Origin of the sequence: Hyphococcus sp., from assembly GCF_965228385.1 — a bacterium.
Taxonomy (GTDB): Bacteria; Pseudomonadota; Alphaproteobacteria; order Caulobacterales; family Parvularculaceae; genus Hyphococcus.
In genome coordinates, this window is the sequence record NZ_OZ245810.1 from 403,364 (window position 1) to 423,953 (window position 20,590).

Genomic DNA, 20,590 nt, shown 5'->3' on the forward strand with positions numbered 1-20,590 from the left:
TTAAGGCGGAGGACCATGGAAACGCCGGACGGCCAGGAGTTTGACGATCAGTCCCGATCCAGACCCGTTGGAACGGCGGCCCGCGCCGTGGCGTCAGCGATATTGATGGCGCTGCGCGGGATCGGCAAGCTGATCCTCACGATCTGGCGGCTCGCCGCCGCGCTCGATTCCGCGCTTTGGCGTGCGACAAAATTGTTCGCGCGCAGGGTTTTCGGCGGTATCGGCTACGCCTTGCGTCTGGGCGGCGGCGCTTTCAGGGGTTTTGTCCGTTGGCTGCCGACGCGGATGGGGCGGGCTTACAGCTCTCTTATGTGCGCCGCGCTGATTGTCGTTGGCTTATGGATGATCGATCTGTTGCGCGCCGGTCCCTCGTTCGACGGCGCCGATTCGGCGACGTTTCGTCCTCCGGTGGACGAACAGGATCCGATCCTCGCCCGAATCGAAGGGCGATACGTGCACTTGTCGGAAATAGAAGCATCGGCGCGCGCCGGCGGCTTTTTGCGGCCTGATGAGGTTTTAACGCCGCAGACCGCGTTTGAGCGAAATCTCGTTGAATCATACGTTGAGCAACGCCTACTCGCCCGCGCGGCGCTGGAAGACGGGCTGCAGCGCAATCCGAGCGTCGCTAGGCGCGTGAACGCGGCCCGCGACCGGGTGCTAGCTTCCTCCTACATGGATGTGCGCTTGCGCTCAGAAGTGACCCCCGAAGCGGTCGAGCGACTTTATAACCGTCAATCCGACGTCACCAGACTCGGCGATGAAGTGCGCGCGCGTCACATCGTTGTCGAAACCGGCGAGGACGCTCAGGAAATTATGACGTTGCTGGAAGGGGGAGGTGATTTCGCCGCATTGGCGCGAGAGCGCTCAGTTGACCGGGCGACCGCGCCCCTTGGGGGCGAAGTCGGCTGGTTTACGCGCGCCATGATGACGCCGGTGTTTGCGCGCGCGGCGTTCGATACAGAGCCGGGCGAAATCGCCGCCCCGTTCCAGACCGAGTTTGGCTGGCATGTTTTGGAAGTCCTTGATCGCCGCAATACGGACTCTGTACCGTTTTCACAAGTTAGCGCGGCCATTGAAGATTTCCTTCGTATGCGCACGATAGAAGGCTCGTTACGCTCGTTGGAGGAAAAAAGTCAGGTGGTGTATTTTCGCCCCCGGGCCGAAGTGCAAACGACCAGCGAACCCCCTGACTTGCGCGACCCGAACCTGGAAGTTTCCGACGAGCCTGACGAAAACGAGACGGCGCCGGTGCTCATGGATGAAAGCGGGGCGCCGTCCGACGATGAATCGGATCGTGAAACGACACGATAAGCTTCGCTTGCATTGAAGGTTAAGGCTTCATTACACGGTTGCACAAATCTTTAGCGATCCTGTCGGGCTTCTGTTAACACCTGTGCATTAGCAATTAAGGCGAGAATATGGCGGAGCTGTTGCTTGTAGCTGCCTGTGCGTTGATTGACCGTGACGGAAGAGTTCTGATGGCGCGCAGACCTGAGGGAAAACCCATGGCGGGGCTTTGGGAATTTCCAGGCGGGAAACTCGCGGAAGGCGAGACGCCCGAAGCAGCGCTGGTGCGCGAGTTGAAGGAGGAACTCGCAATTGACACCGAGGCATCGTGTCTTGCGCCGTTTGCTTTCGCCTCGCAGGCTTCAGGGGAATTTCATCTTTTGATGCCCTTATTTGTCTGCAGGAAATGGAATGGCGTCCCGAAGCCGCTGGAAGGCCAGGAACTGAAATGGGTGCGGCGGGACGCATTGACGACGATGGAAACGCCTCCGGCTGACCGGCCGCTGGCGGCGCAGTTGAGGGAGCTGTTGTGATGAATGCAAAATCCAGGCTTCAGAACGCACGGCGCAGCGCCGCGGATCGCGTTGCCGATTTCTGGCGTGACGAGAACGGCGCGACGGCGATCGAATATTCCCTCATTGTAGCGCTGATATTCCTGACCATCGTCGCCGCCGTGCGCAGCTATACTGAGACGACCAGCGATATGTACACCGAGATAGAAACAACCATTCGCGAAAACTAGCCGCCGTCTTTCACAGCTTTTTCCAGTGAAAATTTCGCGGAACCCGGCGCCAGCGGTTTTTGCTGACTTTGGTGCGGCGCCCATCCGGTCAGATAGATGATGTCGAACTGTTCCTCGCCGCCGTTTTCGGAAAAAAGCGACATGGCGCGCATCAAAACATCGCGCCGCAAAGGAGCGGTTCGGGATGCGAGCGCTTGGGTCTCGCCCATGCCTTTCAAATCACGCAACAGTTTTACGGGTTCGTCATAACGTACACGAACTTTATCTATATCGACCACCGGAAGCGCAAAGCCTGCGCGGGAAAGCGCCTGGCCAAAATTCTGGACGCCCGCGAACGGTGCTATCCGCGCGCTGACGCCGCCGGTCATTTCCGATTCAGCCTGGAAAAGCGCCCGCTTGAGATTTCCCAGAGTTTCTTCGCCAAAGGCGGCGGCTATAAAAAGTCCGTCAGGTTTGAGCGCCTTCCTTATTTGCGCGAGGGCGCCGACCACATCATTCGCAGCATGGAGCGTCAGTAAGCTGATGAAAAGGTCGAGGCTCTCGTCCCTGAACGGTAAGCGCTCCTCGTCGCCGCCGACTGACAATCCAGCAGCGGGAAGTCTTTCCGGGGCGAGGTCCATATGCGCGATGTCGCCGACGCCGCATTTTGGCGTCAGCAAAGCAGTGATATCGCCTGCGCCGCTGAATACGGCGCGCGGGAAATCCCGCATTACTGTTTCCAGCCGGTCGGCGATATCTTCCATGGCGCGCCGGTGCAAAAAATCAAAATCTGAAAACTGCTTAGCGGCGCGGGCGCGTCTTGCCGCGTATAACCGGCGATCAAACATCTGGGGCGGCGCATTCATACCCGCCATTTAGCCTCCGGCGCGCTTCGGCGCAACGCGCCAAGCTTGTCACTGATTGCATTTGACGGCAGACTGAGCTCGCAAGATAGACCCATCCGCGCGCGGCGAATTTCGAATGATTCAGTATGTGAACTCTCTGGCGTCGCGAATTCTTGATTTCGCCATGCCGCCGCATTGCCCTGTTACGCAGGATGATGTGGAGAGCCGGAACGCCTTGAGCGCATCCGCTTGGAGCGCGATCCATTTTATCGAGGAACCGTATTGCCGTTGCTGCGGCGCTCCGTTTTCTGCCGAATACGGCGAAGGAGTGGAATGTCTCGCTTGTGTCGCCGAGCCGCCTGACTTCAACACTGCGCGCGCCGCGCTGGTTTATAACGACGCCAGTCATAAAATGATCGTGGGTTTTAAACATGCCGATCGCACCGAGCTGGCGCATATGTTCGGCGTCTGGATGGCGGCCGCCGGCCGCAGCATGCTTTCGCGCGATACGATATTAACGCCAGTGCCGCTTCACCCCCGGCGATTGCTGGCGAGACGTTTTAATCAATCGGCGATGCTCGCGCGCAAGGTCGCCGCCGTTACGGGTGCAACGGTTTCAGTCGGCGAATTTGTCCGCAAACGCGCAACGCCGCCGCAAAAGGAATTGTCCCGGGATGGTCGCAAACGCAATGTGGCCGGCGCGTTTGGATTTCGATCTGAGCGGGCGCGGGAACGATTTCGCGGCGCGCATGTTGTTTTGATTGATGACGTTCTCACGACAGGCGCCACGGTTTCCGCCGCAGCAAGGACGCTGGCCCGCGCCGGCGCAAATCGTATCGACGCGCTGGTGCTGGCGCGGGTTGTAAAAGGCGGCGTCGGCGCCATATAGCTGAGCGCGCTAACCTCATGGAAAGCCTTGATGATGCAGAAAGTCACAGTCTATACAAAACCGCTTTGCCCTTACTGTTTCCGGGCGCTCGCTCTTTTTGAAAAGAAAGAAGCGAACGTGAACGAGATTTCTGCTGCGTATGACAAAGAAAAACGAGAAGAGATGCTGGCGAAGTCCAACGGCAAAACGACGTACCCGCAGATATTCATCGGTGAAACGCATGTGGGCGGCTATGACGAACTCGCGGCGCTTGAGCGCGACGGCAAGCTGGACGCGCTGTTGAATGGCTGAAGCTGAAATTTCCCGAGAGGCGTTTCGCGTCGCTTGCGTCCAAATGTGTTCCGGTCTTGATCGTAAAAAAAATACGGCCGACGCGCTGGCGTTGATTGATGATGCTGCGGCGCGCGGCGCCGTTTTTATCGCGACGCCCGAAATGACGAATGTGGTGGATCGCAAAGCCTCCCGTTTGCTCGCCGATTTACCGGATGAATCGGGCTTGTTTGAAGTTCAAGCCTTCGCGGCATCGGCAAAATCCAACGGGGTCTGGCTGCTTGCCGGCTCTTTTGCGGTCAAGGTTGAGCAGAGCAGGGCGGCGAACCGGAGTTTTCTGTTTTCACCCGACGGCGACGTCGTCGCCCGTTATGACAAGATTCATATGTTCGACGTCGATCTTCCCAACGGCGAAAGCTGGAAAGAATCGAAAGTCTATGCGCCAGGAAATGGCGTCGTGGTTGCGCGCACGCCCGTCGCCAATATTGGACTGAGCATCTGTTACGATGTGCGTTTCCCGCATCTTTACCGCGCCATGGCGCAGGCCGGCGCTGACATTTTATGCGTACCGGCGGCGTTCACACGCCAGACGGGCAAAGCGCACTGGAAAACCCTGTTGACCGCGCGCGCGATTGAAAACGGCGCCTTTGTCATAGCGCCGGGACAGGGGGGCGTTCATGAGGACGGCCGGGAAACCTACGGTCACTCGTTGATAATAGGCCCATGGGGCGAAGTTCTGGCGGAATCGGCGAATGATGCGCCTGGCCTCATTTTTGCTGAAATTGACGTCCAGAGAGCAGCGGAAGCGCGTCGTCGCATACCCAATCTTGCTCTTGAACATTCCTGCGAAGTCTCCATTGTAAGCTGATGATTAAATACAGTCTCAAATGTAACCTCGACCACGAATTCGAGGGCTGGTTCCGCGATAGCGCTGATTACGATGTTCAGTCTGATGAGGGACTGATTGAATGTCCCTCTTGCGGGTCGGAAGATGTGCGCAAGGCGGTGATGGCGCCGGCGATTTCCCGCGGCGGCGCAGCTCGCCGCGATCGGCTGGCCGCCATTCATAAAGATATGGCCCAGGCGGTGGAGCGCGCGCGCAATTATGTTGAGACGAACTTTGACTATGTAGGCGATAAATTTCCGGAAGAGGCGCGCAAGATCCACTATGGCGAAACCAAGGAGCGCGGGATTTATGGCGAGGCTACGGGTAAGGACGTCAAGGCGCTGATCGACGAAGGCGTGCAGGTTTCTCCCGTTCCGGGTCCTGCAAAAAAAACCGACAAGGCCGGCAAGCCAAAACCGGCGCCGGCGGAGTCCAAGAAACTGAATTAGTTTTCGCCGGTTCGCTTTCTGGCGTAATATCCGAAACAGCGCTAGGAATGCGGGTTGTTATGGACGCCATCCGCGCGCATCTTCGCAATCTCCCTTTTTTCGCACAACTGGATGCGACGACGCTTGACGCCATTGCGGACGCCAGTATCTGGCAGTCGGTGCCGGGCGGATGGGAGTTATTCGCGCAAGGTGGCGAATCCGACGCGCTTCATATTAACCTTTTCGGGCGTCTCATCGTCGTGCGCGCGGGTGCAGACGGCGAAGACAATGACGAAATTGTCGGCTATATCAGAGGCGGAGAGCCGGTTGGCGAGATGTCGATCCTGTCGGGAGAGGCGCACTCCGCCAGCGTCTTCGCCTTGCGCGACACGGAAATCCTGTCGATTCCGCGCGCCGACGTTGAACGGCTGATTGCTTCGCACGGAGAATTCGCCGCCGCGCTGGCGCGCGTCATGCTTGATCGCGCGCGCCATCCAAAAGCGAGTTTTCAGCAGGCGGCGCCGCGAATCTTTGCGCTCATCGCCACCTCGCCGTCGATTGATCCCGATATGATCGCCAAAAAGCTTGCGGCTCGGATTGGCGCGCACAGGTTGAACGCCGCGTGGCTGCCAGCCGGCGAGGATGCGCCGGAAAGCCGCGCATTCGATTTGACGGAAAACGCACATGACATCGTTCTCTTGTCGGCAAAGGTCGATGGGTCGGCGTGGTACCGTTTTGTACAGCGCCATGCCGACCGGTTCCTGGTGCTGGCGCGGCGCGACGCCCGCCCGCCAAAACCGTTTCCGTTGACGATGGAGGCGGGTGCGCGGGCGCGCAAGTTCCGGCTGGTGGATCTTGTCATGCTGCATGAAGGCGCGCCAAGCGGGGCAACAGCGGAATGGATGGATGTGATCGGCGCATCGCGTGTCTTTAATTGCCGTGGCGACAAGTGTTTTGACCGGCTGGCGCGCATCGTGGCGGGCAAGTCAATTGCGCTGGTCCTGTCCGGCGGCGGCGCACGCGCATATGCGCATATCGGCGCCGTCAAAGCGATGCGAGAGAAAGGCGTTCCTATCGATTTTATTTGCGGCGCATCCATGGGCGCTGTCGTCGCGGCCTGCGTCGCCATCGGATGGTCGCAGGATGAAATGGAAACCCGTATTCGCGAGGCGTTTGTCGAATCCAATCCGCTTGGCGACCATGTTTTACCCGTCGTCGCGCTCACGAAGGGCGCCCGGGTTGAAACGCGATTGAAAAAACATTTCGGCGATGCGCGCATTGAAGATCTGACCACGCCGTATTTCTGCGTGTCTTCAGATATCGTAAACGGCGCCGCGAACGTTCATAAAACGGGCGTTCTGCGAAAAGCGTTGCGCGCTTCCATCGCTCTGCCCGGCATCTTGCCGCCGGTAGTCGAGGAGGAGGCGTTGCTTGTTGACGGCGCCGTCGTCAATAATTTTCCCACCGATCTCATGACAATTCAGCATCGCGGCATGACGATAGGCGTGGATGTCGCGCGCGAGGGCGTCATCGACATTGAAGCGTTTCGCGATCCGCCGGGATTTTTTTCGTGGGTGGCGCGGCACGGGTTCACCGAAGCCCCGCCGATCGTTTCGCTGCTCATGCGCGCGGCGACAGCGCGACGGGAGCGGTTTGAGACATCGCGTCCCGCCGACATCATGATTGCCCCGCCCGTGCCGGGCGTTGAACTGCGCGACTGGAAAGAATTCGAGGAGGCTATTGCAGACGGTTACGCGACCGCCAAAGCCTCGCTGGAAGACAACTGGGAAGACCTGCAGCCGATCGTCGAAGCGGCGTCCGTCTGAACAGTCGATTTATTGTAGCCAGAATTGCGAATTTTCAACTGCGCGCGTGAGTCGCGTTCGTGACGGTTTTAGTATTGGTCTGGATTAATCACGTCCCACGACAGCACATCTGTCGCAGTCAATAATGGAATATGACATGAAGAAAATGTTCTTGATCGCGCTGGCCGGTATGGCGATTGCGCACGCGCCGGCATGGGCGCAAACGCAGGACGAGGCGAACGCAAAATTCGCCGCGCAGGACTGGACCGGCGCCGCAGCTGACTACAAGGCTTTACTGGATGATGATCCCTCAAATGCGCAGAACTGGTATAACCTCGCGCGCGCATTGCATCAGAGCGAGGACGTTGAGGGGGCGAGAGACGCCTATCTAAAAGCGCTGGAGGCCGGCGTTCAGTCGGCGGCTGGCGCGCATTATCATCTGGCCCGCGCCTATATGGCGCTGGGGGATGAAAAAGCGGCGATGGAACAACTGGAAACGCTGGCCGAAGTCGGCGGCGTTCCCGGCCGGTTTGTCGAAAATACGGCGGAGTTCGCCGAACTTGCCGGCGATGACCGTTTCAAAAAAATCGTTATCGCATTGACGCCGTGTACGGATGAAGAATACCGGCATTTCGACTTCTGGCTCGGCGAATGGGATGTGACATCCGCCGGGGCGGCGCAACCGACAGCCTCCAGCAAGATATCGTCGCAGCAAAATGGCTGCGTCATACTGGAAGAATACACTGCAGGCGGCTTTACCGGCATGAGCATCAATTTTTACGACAGCGTAACGGAACGCTGGCATCAGTCGTGGATGTCGAACGCCGGCGCAGCCGTTTATCTTGAAGGCGGCCTTGATGAAGACGGCGCCATGGTTATGTCAGATGAGGGCATGACGACAAATGAAGTGACAGGCAATATCGGCCGTACTACGTGGACGCCCAATAAAGACGGCAGCGTGCGCCAGCTATGGGAGCAATCCACCGACGGCGGCGCGTCATGGAATGTCGTTTTTGACGGAACGTATACGAGGAAGGAAAGTAAGGAATAGGCTCCTGAACGCGTCTGCTGTTGCGCTGGGCTGCGAAAAAAAGCCTCACGTTAAAAACAGTCTATCCCTTCACTGCGGTCAGCATGTAGTTGACGCTTGTGTCATCGCCAATGCGCCAGATATCCATCAGCGGATTATAGCTGACGCCGGCCTCAGCCGTGACGGTCAAACCGGCGTGGGCGAGGGCGGCTTTGGCCTCTTCCGGCTTGACGAATTTACGTGGATCGTGCGTTCCCGCCGGCAGCCATCGCAGAATATATTCTGCGCCGACTTTCGCAAGCGCAAGGGCCTTCAGCGTACGGTTTATTGTCGCCATCACCATCATGCCGCCCGGTTTCACAAGACCGGCTGACGTTTTCAGAAACAGATCGACATCGGCCACATGTTCGACCACTTCAAGATTGAGAACAATATCGAAGAGGGGCTCGTTTTGCGACGCGAGTTGCTCGGCGGTGGCGGCGCGATAATCAATATCGAGGCCCAACGGCGCGGCGTGCGCCATGGCGGTTTTGATGTTGCGTTCTGAGGCGTCTATGGCGACGACATCGGCCCCGAGCCGGCGCATGGGTTCGGCGACCAGTCCGCCGCCGCAGCCAATATCAAGAAGGCGCAGCCCTTTCAGCGGCGCCGCCGCACGGCGGTCCCGGCCGAAATGCGCACAAGCGCCGTCGCGGATATAGGCGAGGCGTATGGGATTGAATTTGTGAAGCGGCTTGAACTTGCCGAACGGGTCCCACCATTCATCGGCGATTGCGGAAAATTTTTCGATTTCAGCAGCGTCGATCGTAGACCCGCCGCCGTTGGTTTTCCCGGCTTCCGGCGCGCTTGTTAACCCATTCTGCGCCATTATTGATTTTTCCTCGCTTGCCTTGGCGTGCGCCGCTTCCTAGAGATGCGGCGACATTCATGCCTCCGGCGGTCGGAGGCAATAGGGCAAGACTTCGCAGGCGTAATTTTCAATGGCCCGCATTGTGATGAAATTCGGCGGCACGTCGGTCGCCAATCTGGACCGGATCCGCGCGGTGTCCGCATTTGTGCGTCGCGAGGTTGACGCGGGTCATGCCGTCGCCGTTGTGGTTTCCGCCATGGCGGGCGAAACCAACAGGCTGGTTTCATTATGCCATGAAGTCGGCGATCCGGTCCCGGCGCTTGATGCTCGCGATGTTGAATATGACGCCGTCGTCGCGTCCGGCGAGCAGGTGACCGCGGGACTGCTGGCGCTGATGATGCAAAACCTCGGTTATCGGGCGCGCTCATGGCACGGCTGGCAGATTCCACTGAAAACGGATAACGCGCATGGCAAGGCGCGCATTCGCGACATCGACGGCGAGGTTATCGGTACGGCGATGGACAATGGGGAAATCGCCATCGTCGCCGGGTTTCAGGGCGTCGGCGATGACGGACGAATTTCAACGCTGGGACGCGGCGGTTCTGATACGTCTGCTGTAGCGCTCGCCGCCGCCGTCGGCGCCGACCGGTGTGATATTTATACAGATGTGGACGGCGTCTACACCACCGACCCGCGTCTGACGAAGCATGCAAGACGCATTTCAAAAATCTCTTTTGAGGAGATGCTCGAAATGGCGTCGCTCGGCGCCAAAGTATTACAGACACGCTCCGTGGAACTGGCCATGGCGTTTAAAGTGCCTGTGCGTGTATTATCGAGTTTCGATCCTCCGGATGCGCCCGGACCCGGAACGCTTATCTGCGACGAGGAAGATATTGTGGAACAGAACATTGTCACCACCGTCACGCCGGATTTCAACGAAGCAAGCGTGACCATTCTGGCCGTGCCGGACGAACCTGGCCGCGCCGCCGCTATTTTCAATGCGCTCGCTGACGGCAACATCAATATCGACATGATCGTACAAAGCGCCTCGCGCGAAGCGGGGTTTGCAAATATTTCATTCACCACAAAAGAGGCGGATCTGGAGCAGGCTGTGGAAGTGCTCCGGAATGAACAGCCAAAAATCGGCTTCAAGGCGCTGCAATCGGACCGCAATGTGGCGAAAGTCTCCGTTATCGGCACAGGTATGAAAAGCCATGCCGGCGTGGCGGCGACCATGTTCCGCACTCTTGCGGAAAAGGGCATCAACATTCAGAATATATCGACGTCCGAAATCAAAATCAGCGTTTTGATCAATGCTGATGCAGCGGAATACGCCGTGCGCGTGTTGCATGAAGCATACGGGCTTGATGCGCCAAAACCAACCGCGCAGAACTGATCGGCTGGCATGAGTATTGAAAACACAAGGCCGCCTCACGGGGGGCACGGCGGACAGGGCATTACCGTTTTGCTGAAGAGCATGCGGGACGCGGTCGCGCAGGAAGGCAGCGCGCAGGATCGCCTTGATCATCTGACGCGCGTGATCGCTATACATGTGGTCGCCGATGTGTGTTCAATCTATTTGCGCCGTCCGGATAATGATCTTGAGCTGTATTCGACCGAAGGCCTGAATCGCGAAGCCGTACACAAAACCCGGCTCAGATGGGGGGAGGGTCTTGTTGGTCTTGTCGCTGAACGGCACAGTCCGCTGGTCACGTCGCAAGCGCCAAAGCATCCCGCCTTCGCGTACCGGCCGGAAACCGGCGAAGATCCGCTGCTCTCATTTCTTGGCGTACCGCTTATCCGTTCGGGCAAAACGCTTGGCGTTCTCGTGGTGCAGAATAAATCCGCCCGCGAATATACTCATGAAGAGATCGAAGCGGTGCAGGCCGTGGCGACGCTGCTCGCAGAAATTTCCGCATCCGGCGAACTGCTCAGTCAGGAAGAAACCGAAGAAGTCGGGGCCATGCTGCAGGGCCCGGAAAAGATTAAAGGGTTCGGCATTGTCGCCGGCATCGCCTCCGGCCGCGCTGTGTTTTTGCAACCGCCTGCGCCCAAGCATAAAGTTTTCGCCGCCGAACCGGCGTCGGAGGCGGCGCGTCTTGAAGACGGTCTGAGTGATCTACGGCGCGCTGTCGATGAAATGCTTGCGACAAATGCGTCGCTTGGCGGCGTATCGCGCGAGGTGCTCGAAACCTACCGCCTGTTCGCCTATGACCGCGGCTGGAAAGATCGCTTGCGGGCTGCAGTTTTTTCCGGTCTTACGGCGGAGTCTGCGGTTGAACAGGTCAAGGCCGAAAACAGGGCGCGTTTGCTGCAATCGCGCGATCCTTATTTGCGCGAACGCCTGCATGATCTGGACGATCTGTCGAACCGGCTTTTGCGCCTCCTTGCAGGAGAAAAGAACGGCGGCAAGCGCGGCCTTTACGAAGAAACCATCCTTTTCGCCCGCACCATGGGTCCGGCGGAATTGCTGGAATATGACCGCAACCGGTTGAAGGGACTGGTGCTCGGCGAAGTATCGGCGACGTCGCATGTGGCGATCGTCGCGCGGGCTTTGAAAATTCCAATGGTGACAGGCGCGCCCGACGCTATGGAGCGTACGGAAGAGGGCGACCAGGCGGTTATCGACGGCGATATCGGTGAAATTCATATTCGTCCGTCTGCAGATATATTTGAAGCCTATCGCACCAAGAAATCACGCTACCATGAACGACAGGCGATTTACGCCAGCGAAAAAAACCTGCCGTCCACTACCAAAGACGGCGTAGAGATCGCCATACAGATGAATGCAGGGCTCGCGCTTGATCTGCCTTATCTGGAAGAGACGGGCGCCGCCGGCGTCGGGCTTTTCAGAACCGAATTGCAGTTTCTCATCGGCTCGCAATTGCCGAGCGTCGCGTCGCAAGAAGCACTCTACCGAGAAGCGCTTGATCTGGCGGACGGCAAACCTGTGATTTTCCGCACTGCTGACATTGGCGGTGATAAAACCGCAGAATATATGGAGCACGGCAATGAAGTGAATCCGGCCATGGGCTGGCGCGGCGTGCGAATGGCTGTCGACAGGCCTGGCATGGTGCGCCCGCAATTACGCGCGTTGCTGTCGGCAGCGGCAGGCCGCGAATTATGGGTGATGTTTCCTTTCGTTACGGTGCCGGCTGAAGTCGACGACATTCGCGCGCTTCTGGACCGTGAAATCGACCGCGCTGAGCGCCGGGGTAAGGAGTTACCGGCTTCGATTAATGTCGGCGCCATGATCGAGACGCCTTCTTCGGCCTGGCGGGCGGGTCTTATTGCGGAAAAAGTCGATTTCCTTTCTGTCGGCGGTAATGATCTGGCGCAATTTTATTTTGCGGCGGATCGCGATTCCGAACGCGTGCAGCGACGGTATGATCCTATGAATCCGGGATTTTTGAGCTTTCTAAAATCAACGGTCGCGCGGGTGCATGATACGGGAACGCCGCTCTCCTATTGCGGCGAGCAGACGACCGATCCGGTGACGGCGGCGGCGCTGATCGGCATTGGCGTGCGTCAATTCTCTGTGCCTGCAGCGTTCGTCGGTCCGTTTCGCCGGCTGGTGCGCTCGATAGATGCAGAAAAGGCGGCCGATTGGTTGAGCGCAAACGAATCATCCGGACTGGCTAGCCTCAGACCTGATTTTACGGCGTTTCTCAGCAAAAGCGGCGCAGTTTTCGAATAAGCGCCCGCGTCATAAAGCGAAGGTTAACGGATTCCTGCTTTATCTGAATATCAGAGCTTGCCGGTTATAGCCGTTACGGGTTTAAATTAATCTCTCCGGTCGGCGTTTTGGTATCGAGGCGGGATGTGGGCGCAAGAGGATCAGCGGAAATTGTAGACATGGCCGATGCGCGCGCGCGCATGGGCGCCGACATCGGCGAAGTCGAACATGTGGGCGTGCACCTGCAGTTAAAGCGCGAGGCTCGCGGCGTTTCGCTGACTGAGGCCGCCGCGCGCATGCATGTCAAAGAAACACACCTTGCGGCGATCGAAGCGGTCGACGCCAAAGCGCTGCCCCCGCGCGCCTATGCGCTTGGTTTTGTCAAAACCTATGCGGAGTTTCTCGAATTGGACCCGCGCGCGATTGTCGAACAATTCAAATTTGACGCCGGCTATGACGCGCCGCAGCCGATTGAAACCCAGAAGTTCCGGGCGGCTGAAGAGGCTGCCGAAGCGGAACCTGGCGATATGACGTTGCCGGTCTTCATCGCCGTTCTGGTGTTTATCATCTGGAGCGCCTGGCAGATCACCACGACGGGAACAGTTACGCCCATCGGCGATGATGCGGCCCGACAGTCGCAAACGCTGGTTTTTTCCGAAGCCGCGCCGACGCCGCCGGCGCCGGCGGGCGAGGTTATTGAGCCGCAACTCGTGGAACGTATCGACCCGATCTATCCGCATAGCTGCACCGCCAACGCCCGCGCCGAAGAAACGGTGACCGTCGCCTTCACGATCAGCGCCAGCGGCCGGGTCGCCGCGGAGCGGGTGTCGAATTCTACAAACGCGTGTTTTGACGATGCGGCGCTCAACGCGCTTCGCCGCTGGCGGTTTGAGCCCCGCACGGTCAATGGCGCGCCGCGGCCAGCCTATGACCAAAGCCGCGCCTTTACGTTTCAGCGGCCCTGAAACAGGGGCTTTCAGCGTCTGTATTACGCCGTAAATTCGCCGTTTGCACCGGCTCTTGCGATACGATAAACCCTAGATAAACCGGCGGGCGGTACGTCCATCCGCCCGCATGAACGTGAGCAACTAAAACCGAGAGTAAAGTCCCATGTCGTTACGTCCGTGGCGCGATATAGAGCGCCGGCAATGCCGGCAGATCATGGTGGGCAATGTGCCTGTGGGCGGCGGCGCACCCATTGCGGTGCAGTCAATGACGAATACGCTCACCTCGGACGCACAGGCCACCATTCGTCAAATCAACGACATTGCAGAGGCGGGAGCTGACATCGTCCGCGTATCGTGTCCGGATAAGGAATCAACGGCCGCGCTCTCTGAAATTGTAAAGAATTCGCCCGTCCCGATCGTTGCGGATATCCACTTTCATTATAAACGCGGCATTGAAGCCGCCGAGGCGGGGGCGGCCTGTTTGCGGATCAATCCCGGCAATATCGGCTCAGAAGAGCGCGTCAAGGAAGTGATCAAGGCGGCCAAGGATCATGGCTGCTCCATGCGTATCGGCGTGAACGGCGGCAGCCTCGAAAAAGACCTTCTTGAAAAATACGGCGAGCCCTGTCCGGAAGCCATGGTCGAGAGCGCGCTGGATCACGCCAAAATTCTTCAGGACAATGACTTTCATGAATTCAAGATCTCTGTGAAAGCGTCGGATGTGTTTCTCACTGTTGCGGCGTATCACGCGCTGGCTGAAGCCATCGACTGTCCGCTGCATCTGGGCGTAACCGAAGCGGGCGGTTTGCGTATCGGCTCTGTAAAATCCGCGATCGGCATGGGCAATCTTTTATGGGCGGGCATCGGCGATACAATCCGCGTGTCGCTTTCCGCCGATCCGGTCGAGGAAATCAAGGCCGGTTTCGATATTCTGAAATCGCTCAATCTGCGTCATCGCGGCGTCAATGTGATTTCGTGCCCGTCCTGCGCGCGCCAGGGCTTCAATGTTATTGAAACCGTGGAAACGCTCGAGCAGCGGCTCGCCCATATAACAACGCCGATGACGCTGTCTGTGATCGGGTGCGTGGTGAACGGACCGGGCGAAGCGCGCGAAACCGATATCGGGTTCACAGGCGGCGGCGCCGGCAAGGAACACGGCATGATCTATCTCGGCGGCGAGGTCGACCATCGCATCGACAATACCGAGCTTGTCGATCATCTTGTCGATCTGGTTGAAAAGCGCGCGGCGGAAATTCAGGCGGAAGAAGCGAGCCAGTCGGTCGCGGCGGAGTAGCGTTGCAACATGTCGGGAACGCGCGAGGGCATGCGCTCCGCGCGTTTTTTCATACGCCGATTTAGAATTGGAACTACGAAGTGATCCCTCAGGAAAAACTCGACGCCCTGGTCGCAAGGTTTGAAAAAGTTGAAAGCGCGATGGCGACGGCGTCGACGTCCGAAGAAATCGTCAAGCTGTCGAAAGAACATGGCGAGCTGAAGGAAATCGTCGAGAAATCGCGTGAGCTGACGGCCATCCGCACGCAGCTTGTCGAGTTAAAGGAGTTATCCGAAGGCGACGACAAGGAAATGGCCGACATGGCCTATGAGGAATTGCAGGAGCTAAAAGCAAAGGCGCCCGAACTTGAGCATGCGCTGCAACTCATGCTGCTGCCGAAAGACAAGGCCGACGATTCTTCTGTTATTCTCGAAGTGCGCGCCGGTACGGGCGGCGACGAAGCGGCGATTTTCGCTGGCGATCTTTTTCGCATGTATCAGCGCTACGCTCAGTTGCAAGGGTGGAAAGTCGAAGTCCTGTCCGCCTCCGAATCGGAGATGAACGGCTACAAGGAAATTCAGGCTAGCGTCAGCGGCGACAGCGTCTTCGCCAAAATGAAATTTGAAGCCGGCGTTCATCGTGTTCAACGCGTGCCGGCTACGGAAACCCAAGGGCGGGTGCACACCTCGGCGGCGACGGTCGCCGTATTGCCGGAACCGGAAGACGTCGATATTGAACTCAACGACGCGGATTTGCGCGTTGATGTTTTCCGCGCGTCAGGACCGGGCGGTCAGTCGGTGAATACGACGGACTCCGCCGTGCGGATCACGCACATCCCTACGGGCGTTGTCGTCATACAGCAGGATGAAAAATCGCAGCATAAAAACCGCGCCAAGGCGATGAAGGTTTTGCGCGCGCGCCTTTACGAAGCGGAGCGCGCCAGAGCCGATGCGGAACGCGCCGCGGCCCGAAAGGGCATGGTCGGTTCGGGCGACCGTTCGGAACGCATCCGCACCTATAATTTTCCGCAAAGCCGGGTGACGGATCATCGCATCGGATTAACCGTGCATAATCTCGATGAGATCATACGCGGGGATGGGCTGGATCCAGTCGTTGAAGAGCTACGCGCGCAGGACCGCGCCGACCGGCTGGCGGCGTTGCAGGAAGATGCCTGACGAAATCCATGCAATCAGCGCGAACGATTTACGCGGCAAATCCGCCAGCGAAGCCTTGCGAATCGGCGCCGGGTTTTTGCACCGCTCGGAAACGCCGTTACTCGACGCGCGCGTGCTTTTGAAACACGCATTGGAAACGGATGAGGCCGGACTGATTGTCCGTGCGCAGGAAAATTTAAGCGGGGAGGCATGCGCGCGATTCGCTGATTTTCTGATACGGCGCAATTACGGCGAGCCTGTCGCCTACATTACGGGCGTCAAGGAATTCTGGAGCCTGCCGTTCCTCGTCACGCCGGATGTCCTGATTCCCCGCAACGATTCGGAATGCCTTATTGAGACGGCTGCGAGCCGGCGCGATCGACGCGAAAAGCTTCGCCTGCTTGATTTGGGAACAGGCTCGGGCTGTCTTCTTTGCGCTTTGTTATCTGAGTTCGAGAATAGCGCCGGCGTGGGCGTTGATCATTCCACAGCGGCTATTTCAGCGGCGCGCCAGAACGCGGAGCGGCTAGGCCTCGCTGACCGCGCTGAATTTCTAAACGGTGACTGGCTGGCGCCAGTGGGGGGTGCTTTTGACGTCATTATCGCCAATCCACCCTATGTGCCGGAGGGGGACCGGACCGGGCTGGCGAGGGATGTCTCGCATTTCGAGCCGTCGTCAGCGCTATTTGCCGGGGAAGACGGGCTCGACGAATTTCGGCGTATTCTGCCAGATATAGGGGAATATCTGGCCGCGGACGGGCTGATTTTGATGGAATGCGGCTTTGATCAGACTGACCGGCTTTCCGGGCTGGCGCATATAGCGGGCTTTTCCGGTTGCGAGACGTTTACCATGCATGATTTGGCCGGACGCCCGCGCGGCGTGGGAATTGACCGGCGAAAATCGCAAAAAAAGGATTGAAATGCGCGCTAAGGCCCTTATCATAGCAAACAAGACGGGGCGAATGGCCATTGAACGCACTTGTTCGGCATGGTCCTGTTCTTAAAATCCGACAACCGTCAGGTTCCGACATCAGCAACAGTCGGCTTTGTGAATACGCAGTGAAGCTGCGCAGTGAACAAGACACCAGAATGAAGATACTGGCGCCGGATGCGCCGCTTGATCCTAAAAATCATGTTTAAAGCGAACAGGCGGCTATTGTCCGTTTTTATTCGCAGGGGAACTTGTAAAAGGTAAAATTATGAAGCGTGGCCGCAATCAACGCCGCCGTCAGGGCGTCAATCCGAACAGAGCGCTTGATTCCAACGGGCCTGATGTCCGTATTCGGGGAACCGCCAATCAGATCTATGACAAATATCAGGCGCTGGCGCGCGACGCCGCATCTTCCGGCGACCGCGTGAAAGCGGAAAGCTACCTTCAGCACGCAGAGCACTATTTCCGCTTGATCCGGGCGGCGGCCGCGCAGCAGGCCAGCCAGCAACAGCAGCCAAATCAACAAGACAGCGACAGTGAACAACCCTCGGTTGGCGGGGATAACCAGTCTGGCGCAGGCGCCGACGACAGAGACAATAAGGGGCGGGACACACGCCGCAGCCGTCCGCCGCGTAAAAGCAACACGGACGCTGCAACGAGCGCCGACGACGCCAAACCAGACGCCGCAAAAGCCGACGACCAGGCTTCGTCAAGCGCAGATGACGATGAGGACAAAAAGCCCAAGCGTCGCCGCGTGACACGAAAAAAAGCCGTTAAAAAAGCCGATAATGACGACGCCGATTCGGATCAGAAAGAACCAGCGCCGGCGGCGGCTGAATAATTTCCCGACGATAAATACACGGGCTACTGCGCAAATTTGTTTACAGGCAATTTCGCGCATTTAATGTCGCTTTCCTCACTATAAAAAGGAGGCGCGCTCATGGCGGATGCGTCGAAAACGCTGTTCAATCTCTCGGGCAAGGTCGCTATCGTCACCGGCGCGTCCCGCGGGATTGGCGAGGCGATTGCAAAAAGGCTCGCACAGCACGGCGCGAATGTCGTCGTCTCCAGCCGCAAGCCGGAAGCGTGCCAGGCTGTCGTCGATGCAATCAACGAGGCGGAAGGGCGCGAGGCTGCGGTCGCTGTCGGCTGCAATATTTCGCACAAGGAAGAATTGCAGCGCCTCGTCGATGAGACGAAAGCGAAATGGGGCGCGCCGAATATACTGGTGTCGAACGCTGCGGTTAATCCTTATTACGGCCCGTCGGCCGGTATGAGCGATGAACAATTCGATAAAATTCTCTCCTGTAACGTCAAGGCGTCCCACTGGCTCTCCCATATGGTGCTGCCGGATATGCAGGCGAAAAAGGACGGGGCAATCATCATCATTTCATCGATTGGCGGATTTGTCGGCTCACCCGCTATCGGCGCGTATAATATCTCCAAAGCCGCCGACTTACAGCTTGCGCGCAACCTCGCTGTGGAATACGGGCCCGACAATATCCGGATCAACTGCATTTGCCCTGGCGTTGTGAAAACCTATTTCGCGGAAGCGCTCTGGAAAGATCCGAAAGTCGAAAAAATGATGACGGAAAAACTGCCGATGCGCCGTTTCGGCGAGCCGGACGACATCGCGGGCGCCGCGGTGTTTCTGGCTTCACCCGCCGCGGGCTGGATGACAGGACAGTCGATCATCTTAGATGGCGGCACAATGATCGGTTTGGGCGGTATTTAGATCGCCCGCGTTGCATTTTCGAACCAGTCCTTCACTTCGTCTGGCAAGAGCGGCGCCAGCGTCTTGCGCACGCGCGCGTGATAGTCGTTCAGCCAGGCGCGTTCGTCATGAGTGAGAATTTCCGGCTTTACGAGATCGAGATTGATGGGCGCCAGCGTAATCGTTTCAAAACTTAGCATTTCACGCTCGCCGCCCGGTACCGGTTCCGGCTTGTTCACGACAATAAGATTCTCGATGCGAATACCGTATTCTCCCGCTTTGTAATAACCCGGTTCGTTCGACAGGATCATGCCGGGCATCAGCGCCTGCGTGTTCGGCGCGGCGGCGATGCGCTGCGGGCCTTCGTGCACGCCGAGGAACGATCCAACGCCGTGACCGGTGCCGTGATCGTAATCAAGCCCCATATCCCAAAGCGGTTTGCGCGCGATGGCGTCAAGCTGATGACCGGTCGTGCCTTTCGGGAATCTGATCGTGGCGAGCGCGATATGGCCTTTCAATACGCGCGTGAATCGATCGCGCATTTCATCGCTTGCATCTCCGATGGGAACGGTGCGGGTAATGTCCGTCGTGCCGTCAGGGTACTGCCCGCCGGAATCCACAAGATACAAACTATTGCGATCAAGTTTGATATTGGACTCGGTCGAAACGCGATAATGACATATAGCGCCGTTGGATCCCGCGCCGGAAATCGTGTCAAAACTCAAATCGCGCAATTCATCGGAACGCGAGCGGATCTCTTCCAGCTTTTTCGCAGCCGTGATTTCATCAATATCGCCGGATTGCGCTTCAGTGGCGAGCCAGTGAAGGAAAGTCGTTACCGCCGCGCCGTCGCGCACATGGGCGCTGCGCGCGCCCTCGATCTCGGTTTCGTTTTTCGTGGCCCGCGGAAGCGCGCACGGGTCCGTCATGTCGATGATTGCTGCGCCGGCGGCTTTCAGATCATCTGCGTATTTCGACGGCGCAAGCGCCGGATCGACCGCGACCTTCGCACCTTGCGCCCCGAGTTTTTCCATGGCCGCGCCGACATCCGTCTCGGCCCTGATATCAACATCATCACCCAGAAATTCAGGCAGTTCGTTCCCGGTCTTTTCAGGCGCGATAAACAATGTGGCTGTGCCGTCCTTGTTAACAAGAGCGCGGCCAAGCGGGAGCGGCGAGCGCGAAACATCGCCGCCGCGAATATTGAATAGCCAGGCGATGGAAGGCGGGGCGGTGATGAGCGCGGTATCGGCGCCCGTTTTCTTCAGTTGATCCGCAATCGCCTGGCGTTTGTCGGCTGAAGATTTACCCGCGAATTTCAGATCATGCGGTTTTGCAGGGGTCAGCGGCGCGCCGGGCTGATCCTTCCACGCCGCATCTATCGGGTTGTCATGCACGGCGACGAGGTTAAAGCCGGCTTTTTGCGAAGCCGCACGCAGTTTTTCAACACCGGCGCTTGTGTGCAGCATCGGGTCATAGCCGATGGATGCGCCCTCGGATGCGTTTTGCGCCAGCCACGCGTCAATTGGCGTCGTTGTGATGTCGACATAGTCAAAATAGTCGCTGTCGGCCTGTTGGCGCACCTGTAGCGTATATCGCCCGTCGGTCAGCATGACCGCGCGTTCTTTCATGACGATGGCGGCGCCTGCAGAGCCGGAAAACCCCGTCGCCCACATTAACCGCTCAGCATAGGCGGGAATATATTCGTTCTGATATTCATCATCATGCGGAATAATAAATCCATCGAGGCCAAGTTTCTCCATTTCTGCGCGCAATAGCGGCAGGTGTTTACCGGCGAAGGAACGGTCCGAGACGGGCTCAAAAGTCTGAAACATGGATAACCCTTTTCAGTCTGAAACATATATTTGCGTTGAATATCGCGCT

Annotated in this window: 20 protein-coding genes; 17 read left to right on the top strand and 3 right to left on the bottom strand. The window is 58.0% G+C overall.

Annotation, left to right across the window (positions count from 1 at the left end; all coding sequences use genetic code 11):
- The first annotated feature begins 15 nt into the window (after positions 1–15).
- The 3 genes from ACQK2Q_RS01830 to ACQK2Q_RS01840 all read left to right on the top strand — a co-directional run bounded on the left by ACQK2Q_RS01830 (position 16) and on the right by ACQK2Q_RS01840 (position 2,029).
- On the top strand, positions 16–1,311 hold the full coding sequence (locus ACQK2Q_RS01830; RefSeq protein WP_425408053.1) for a peptidylprolyl isomerase: 1,296 nt from the start codon (positions 16–18) through the stop codon (positions 1,309–1,311).
- A gap of 107 nt (positions 1,312–1,418) precedes the next feature.
- Positions 1,419–1,820 carry a (deoxy)nucleoside triphosphate pyrophosphohydrolase gene (locus tag ACQK2Q_RS01835; protein ID WP_425408054.1) on the top strand — a complete coding sequence of 134 codons (402 nt, stop codon included), beginning with the start codon at positions 1,419–1,421 and terminating at the stop codon, positions 1,818–1,820.
- Positions 1,820–2,029, top strand: a complete 210-nt coding sequence (locus tag ACQK2Q_RS01840; RefSeq protein ID WP_425408055.1) for a Flp family type IVb pilin — start codon at positions 1,820–1,822, stop codon at positions 2,027–2,029. The genes ACQK2Q_RS01835 and ACQK2Q_RS01840 overlap by 1 nt, the downstream gene beginning before the upstream one ends.
- Here ACQK2Q_RS01840 and ACQK2Q_RS01845 read toward each other — a convergent pair.
- Positions 2,026–2,883, bottom strand: a complete 858-nt coding sequence (locus ACQK2Q_RS01845) for a class I SAM-dependent methyltransferase (protein ID WP_425408056.1) — start codon at positions 2,881–2,883, stop codon at positions 2,026–2,028. The genes ACQK2Q_RS01840 and ACQK2Q_RS01845 overlap by 4 nt on opposite strands.
- A gap of 106 nt (positions 2,884–2,989) precedes the next feature.
- Between ACQK2Q_RS01845 and ACQK2Q_RS01850 the strand changes: the two genes are divergently transcribed.
- The 6 genes from ACQK2Q_RS01850 to ACQK2Q_RS01875 all read left to right on the top strand — a co-directional run bounded on the left by ACQK2Q_RS01850 (position 2,990) and on the right by ACQK2Q_RS01875 (position 8,182).
- Positions 2,990–3,742, top strand: coding sequence for a ComF family protein (locus ACQK2Q_RS01850; protein WP_425408057.1), 753 nt, complete (start codon positions 2,990–2,992; stop codon positions 3,740–3,742).
- A gap of 33 nt (positions 3,743–3,775) precedes the next feature.
- Positions 3,776–4,033, top strand: a complete 258-nt coding sequence (gene grxC, locus ACQK2Q_RS01855) for a glutaredoxin 3 (protein WP_425411105.1) — start codon at positions 3,776–3,778, stop codon at positions 4,031–4,033.
- Positions 4,026–4,880 carry a carbon-nitrogen hydrolase family protein gene (locus ACQK2Q_RS01860; RefSeq protein ID WP_425408058.1) on the top strand — a complete coding sequence of 285 codons (855 nt, stop codon included), beginning with the start codon at positions 4,026–4,028 and terminating at the stop codon, positions 4,878–4,880. The genes grxC and ACQK2Q_RS01860 overlap by 8 nt, the downstream gene beginning before the upstream one ends.
- The gene (locus ACQK2Q_RS01865; protein ID WP_425408059.1) at positions 4,880–5,347 is read left to right on the top strand and encodes a DUF1178 family protein; all 468 of its coding nucleotides are present in this window, start codon (positions 4,880–4,882) and stop codon (positions 5,345–5,347) included. Before ACQK2Q_RS01860 ends, ACQK2Q_RS01865 begins: the two co-directional genes overlap by 1 nt.
- A 59-nt stretch (positions 5,348–5,406) precedes the next feature.
- Positions 5,407–7,152: a patatin-like phospholipase family protein gene (locus ACQK2Q_RS01870; RefSeq protein ID WP_425408060.1), complete on the top strand. Its 1,746-nt coding sequence runs from the start codon at positions 5,407–5,409 to the stop codon at positions 7,150–7,152.
- A gap of 136 nt (positions 7,153–7,288) precedes the next feature.
- Positions 7,289–8,182, top strand: coding sequence for a tetratricopeptide repeat protein (locus ACQK2Q_RS01875; protein WP_425408061.1), 894 nt, complete (start codon positions 7,289–7,291; stop codon positions 8,180–8,182).
- A gap of 61 nt (positions 8,183–8,243) precedes the next feature.
- Here ACQK2Q_RS01875 and ubiG read toward each other — a convergent pair whose 3' ends face one another.
- Complete coding sequence (gene ubiG / locus ACQK2Q_RS01880) at positions 8,244–9,029, bottom strand: bifunctional 2-polyprenyl-6-hydroxyphenol methylase/3-demethylubiquinol 3-O-methyltransferase UbiG (protein ID WP_425408062.1); 786 nt, start codon at positions 9,027–9,029, stop codon at positions 8,244–8,246.
- Positions 9,030–9,141: 112 nt separating this feature from the next.
- Here ubiG and ACQK2Q_RS01885 point away from each other — a divergent pair, with 112 nt between their 5' ends.
- The 8 genes from ACQK2Q_RS01885 to ACQK2Q_RS01920 all read left to right on the top strand — a co-directional run bounded on the left by ACQK2Q_RS01885 (position 9,142) and on the right by ACQK2Q_RS01920 (position 18,727).
- Entirely contained in the window at positions 9,142–10,407 is a 1,266-nt protein-coding gene (locus ACQK2Q_RS01885) for an aspartate kinase (RefSeq protein ID WP_425408063.1), read from the top strand.
- Positions 10,408–10,416: 9 nt separating this feature from the next.
- On the top strand, positions 10,417–12,708 hold the full coding sequence (gene ptsP, locus ACQK2Q_RS01890) for a phosphoenolpyruvate--protein phosphotransferase (RefSeq protein WP_425408064.1): 2,292 nt from the start codon (positions 10,417–10,419) through the stop codon (positions 12,706–12,708).
- A 158-nt stretch (positions 12,709–12,866) separates the two neighbouring features.
- Positions 12,867–13,652 (top strand): TonB family protein, encoded by a 786-nt coding sequence (locus tag ACQK2Q_RS01895; RefSeq protein WP_425408065.1) that lies wholly within the window; start codon positions 12,867–12,869, stop codon positions 13,650–13,652.
- 145 nt (positions 13,653–13,797) lie between these two features.
- Complete coding sequence (gene ispG, locus ACQK2Q_RS01900) at positions 13,798–14,928, top strand: flavodoxin-dependent (E)-4-hydroxy-3-methylbut-2-enyl-diphosphate synthase (RefSeq protein WP_425408066.1); 1,131 nt, start codon at positions 13,798–13,800, stop codon at positions 14,926–14,928.
- 80 nt (positions 14,929–15,008) lie between these two features.
- The gene (prfA, locus tag ACQK2Q_RS01905) at positions 15,009–16,082 is read left to right on the top strand and encodes a peptide chain release factor 1 (protein ID WP_425408067.1); all 1,074 of its coding nucleotides are present in this window, start codon (positions 15,009–15,011) and stop codon (positions 16,080–16,082) included.
- Entirely contained in the window at positions 16,075–16,980 is a 906-nt protein-coding gene (gene prmC / locus ACQK2Q_RS01910; protein ID WP_425408068.1) for a peptide chain release factor N(5)-glutamine methyltransferase, read from the top strand. The genes prfA and prmC overlap by 8 nt, the downstream gene beginning before the upstream one ends.
- A 280-nt stretch (positions 16,981–17,260) precedes the next feature.
- Positions 17,261–17,833 carry a DUF4167 domain-containing protein gene (locus ACQK2Q_RS01915; protein ID WP_425408069.1) on the top strand — a complete coding sequence of 191 codons (573 nt, stop codon included), beginning with the start codon at positions 17,261–17,263 and terminating at the stop codon, positions 17,831–17,833.
- A 99-nt stretch (positions 17,834–17,932) separates the two neighbouring features.
- Positions 17,933–18,727, top strand: a complete 795-nt coding sequence (locus tag ACQK2Q_RS01920; RefSeq protein WP_425408070.1) for an SDR family oxidoreductase — start codon at positions 17,933–17,935, stop codon at positions 18,725–18,727.
- Here ACQK2Q_RS01920 and ACQK2Q_RS01925 read toward each other — a convergent pair.
- Entirely contained in the window at positions 18,724–20,541 is a 1,818-nt protein-coding gene (locus ACQK2Q_RS01925) for an aminopeptidase P family protein (protein ID WP_425408071.1), read from the bottom strand. The two genes, ACQK2Q_RS01920 and ACQK2Q_RS01925, sit on opposite strands and share 4 nt — an antisense overlap.
- Positions 20,542–20,590 lie beyond the last annotated feature (49 nt).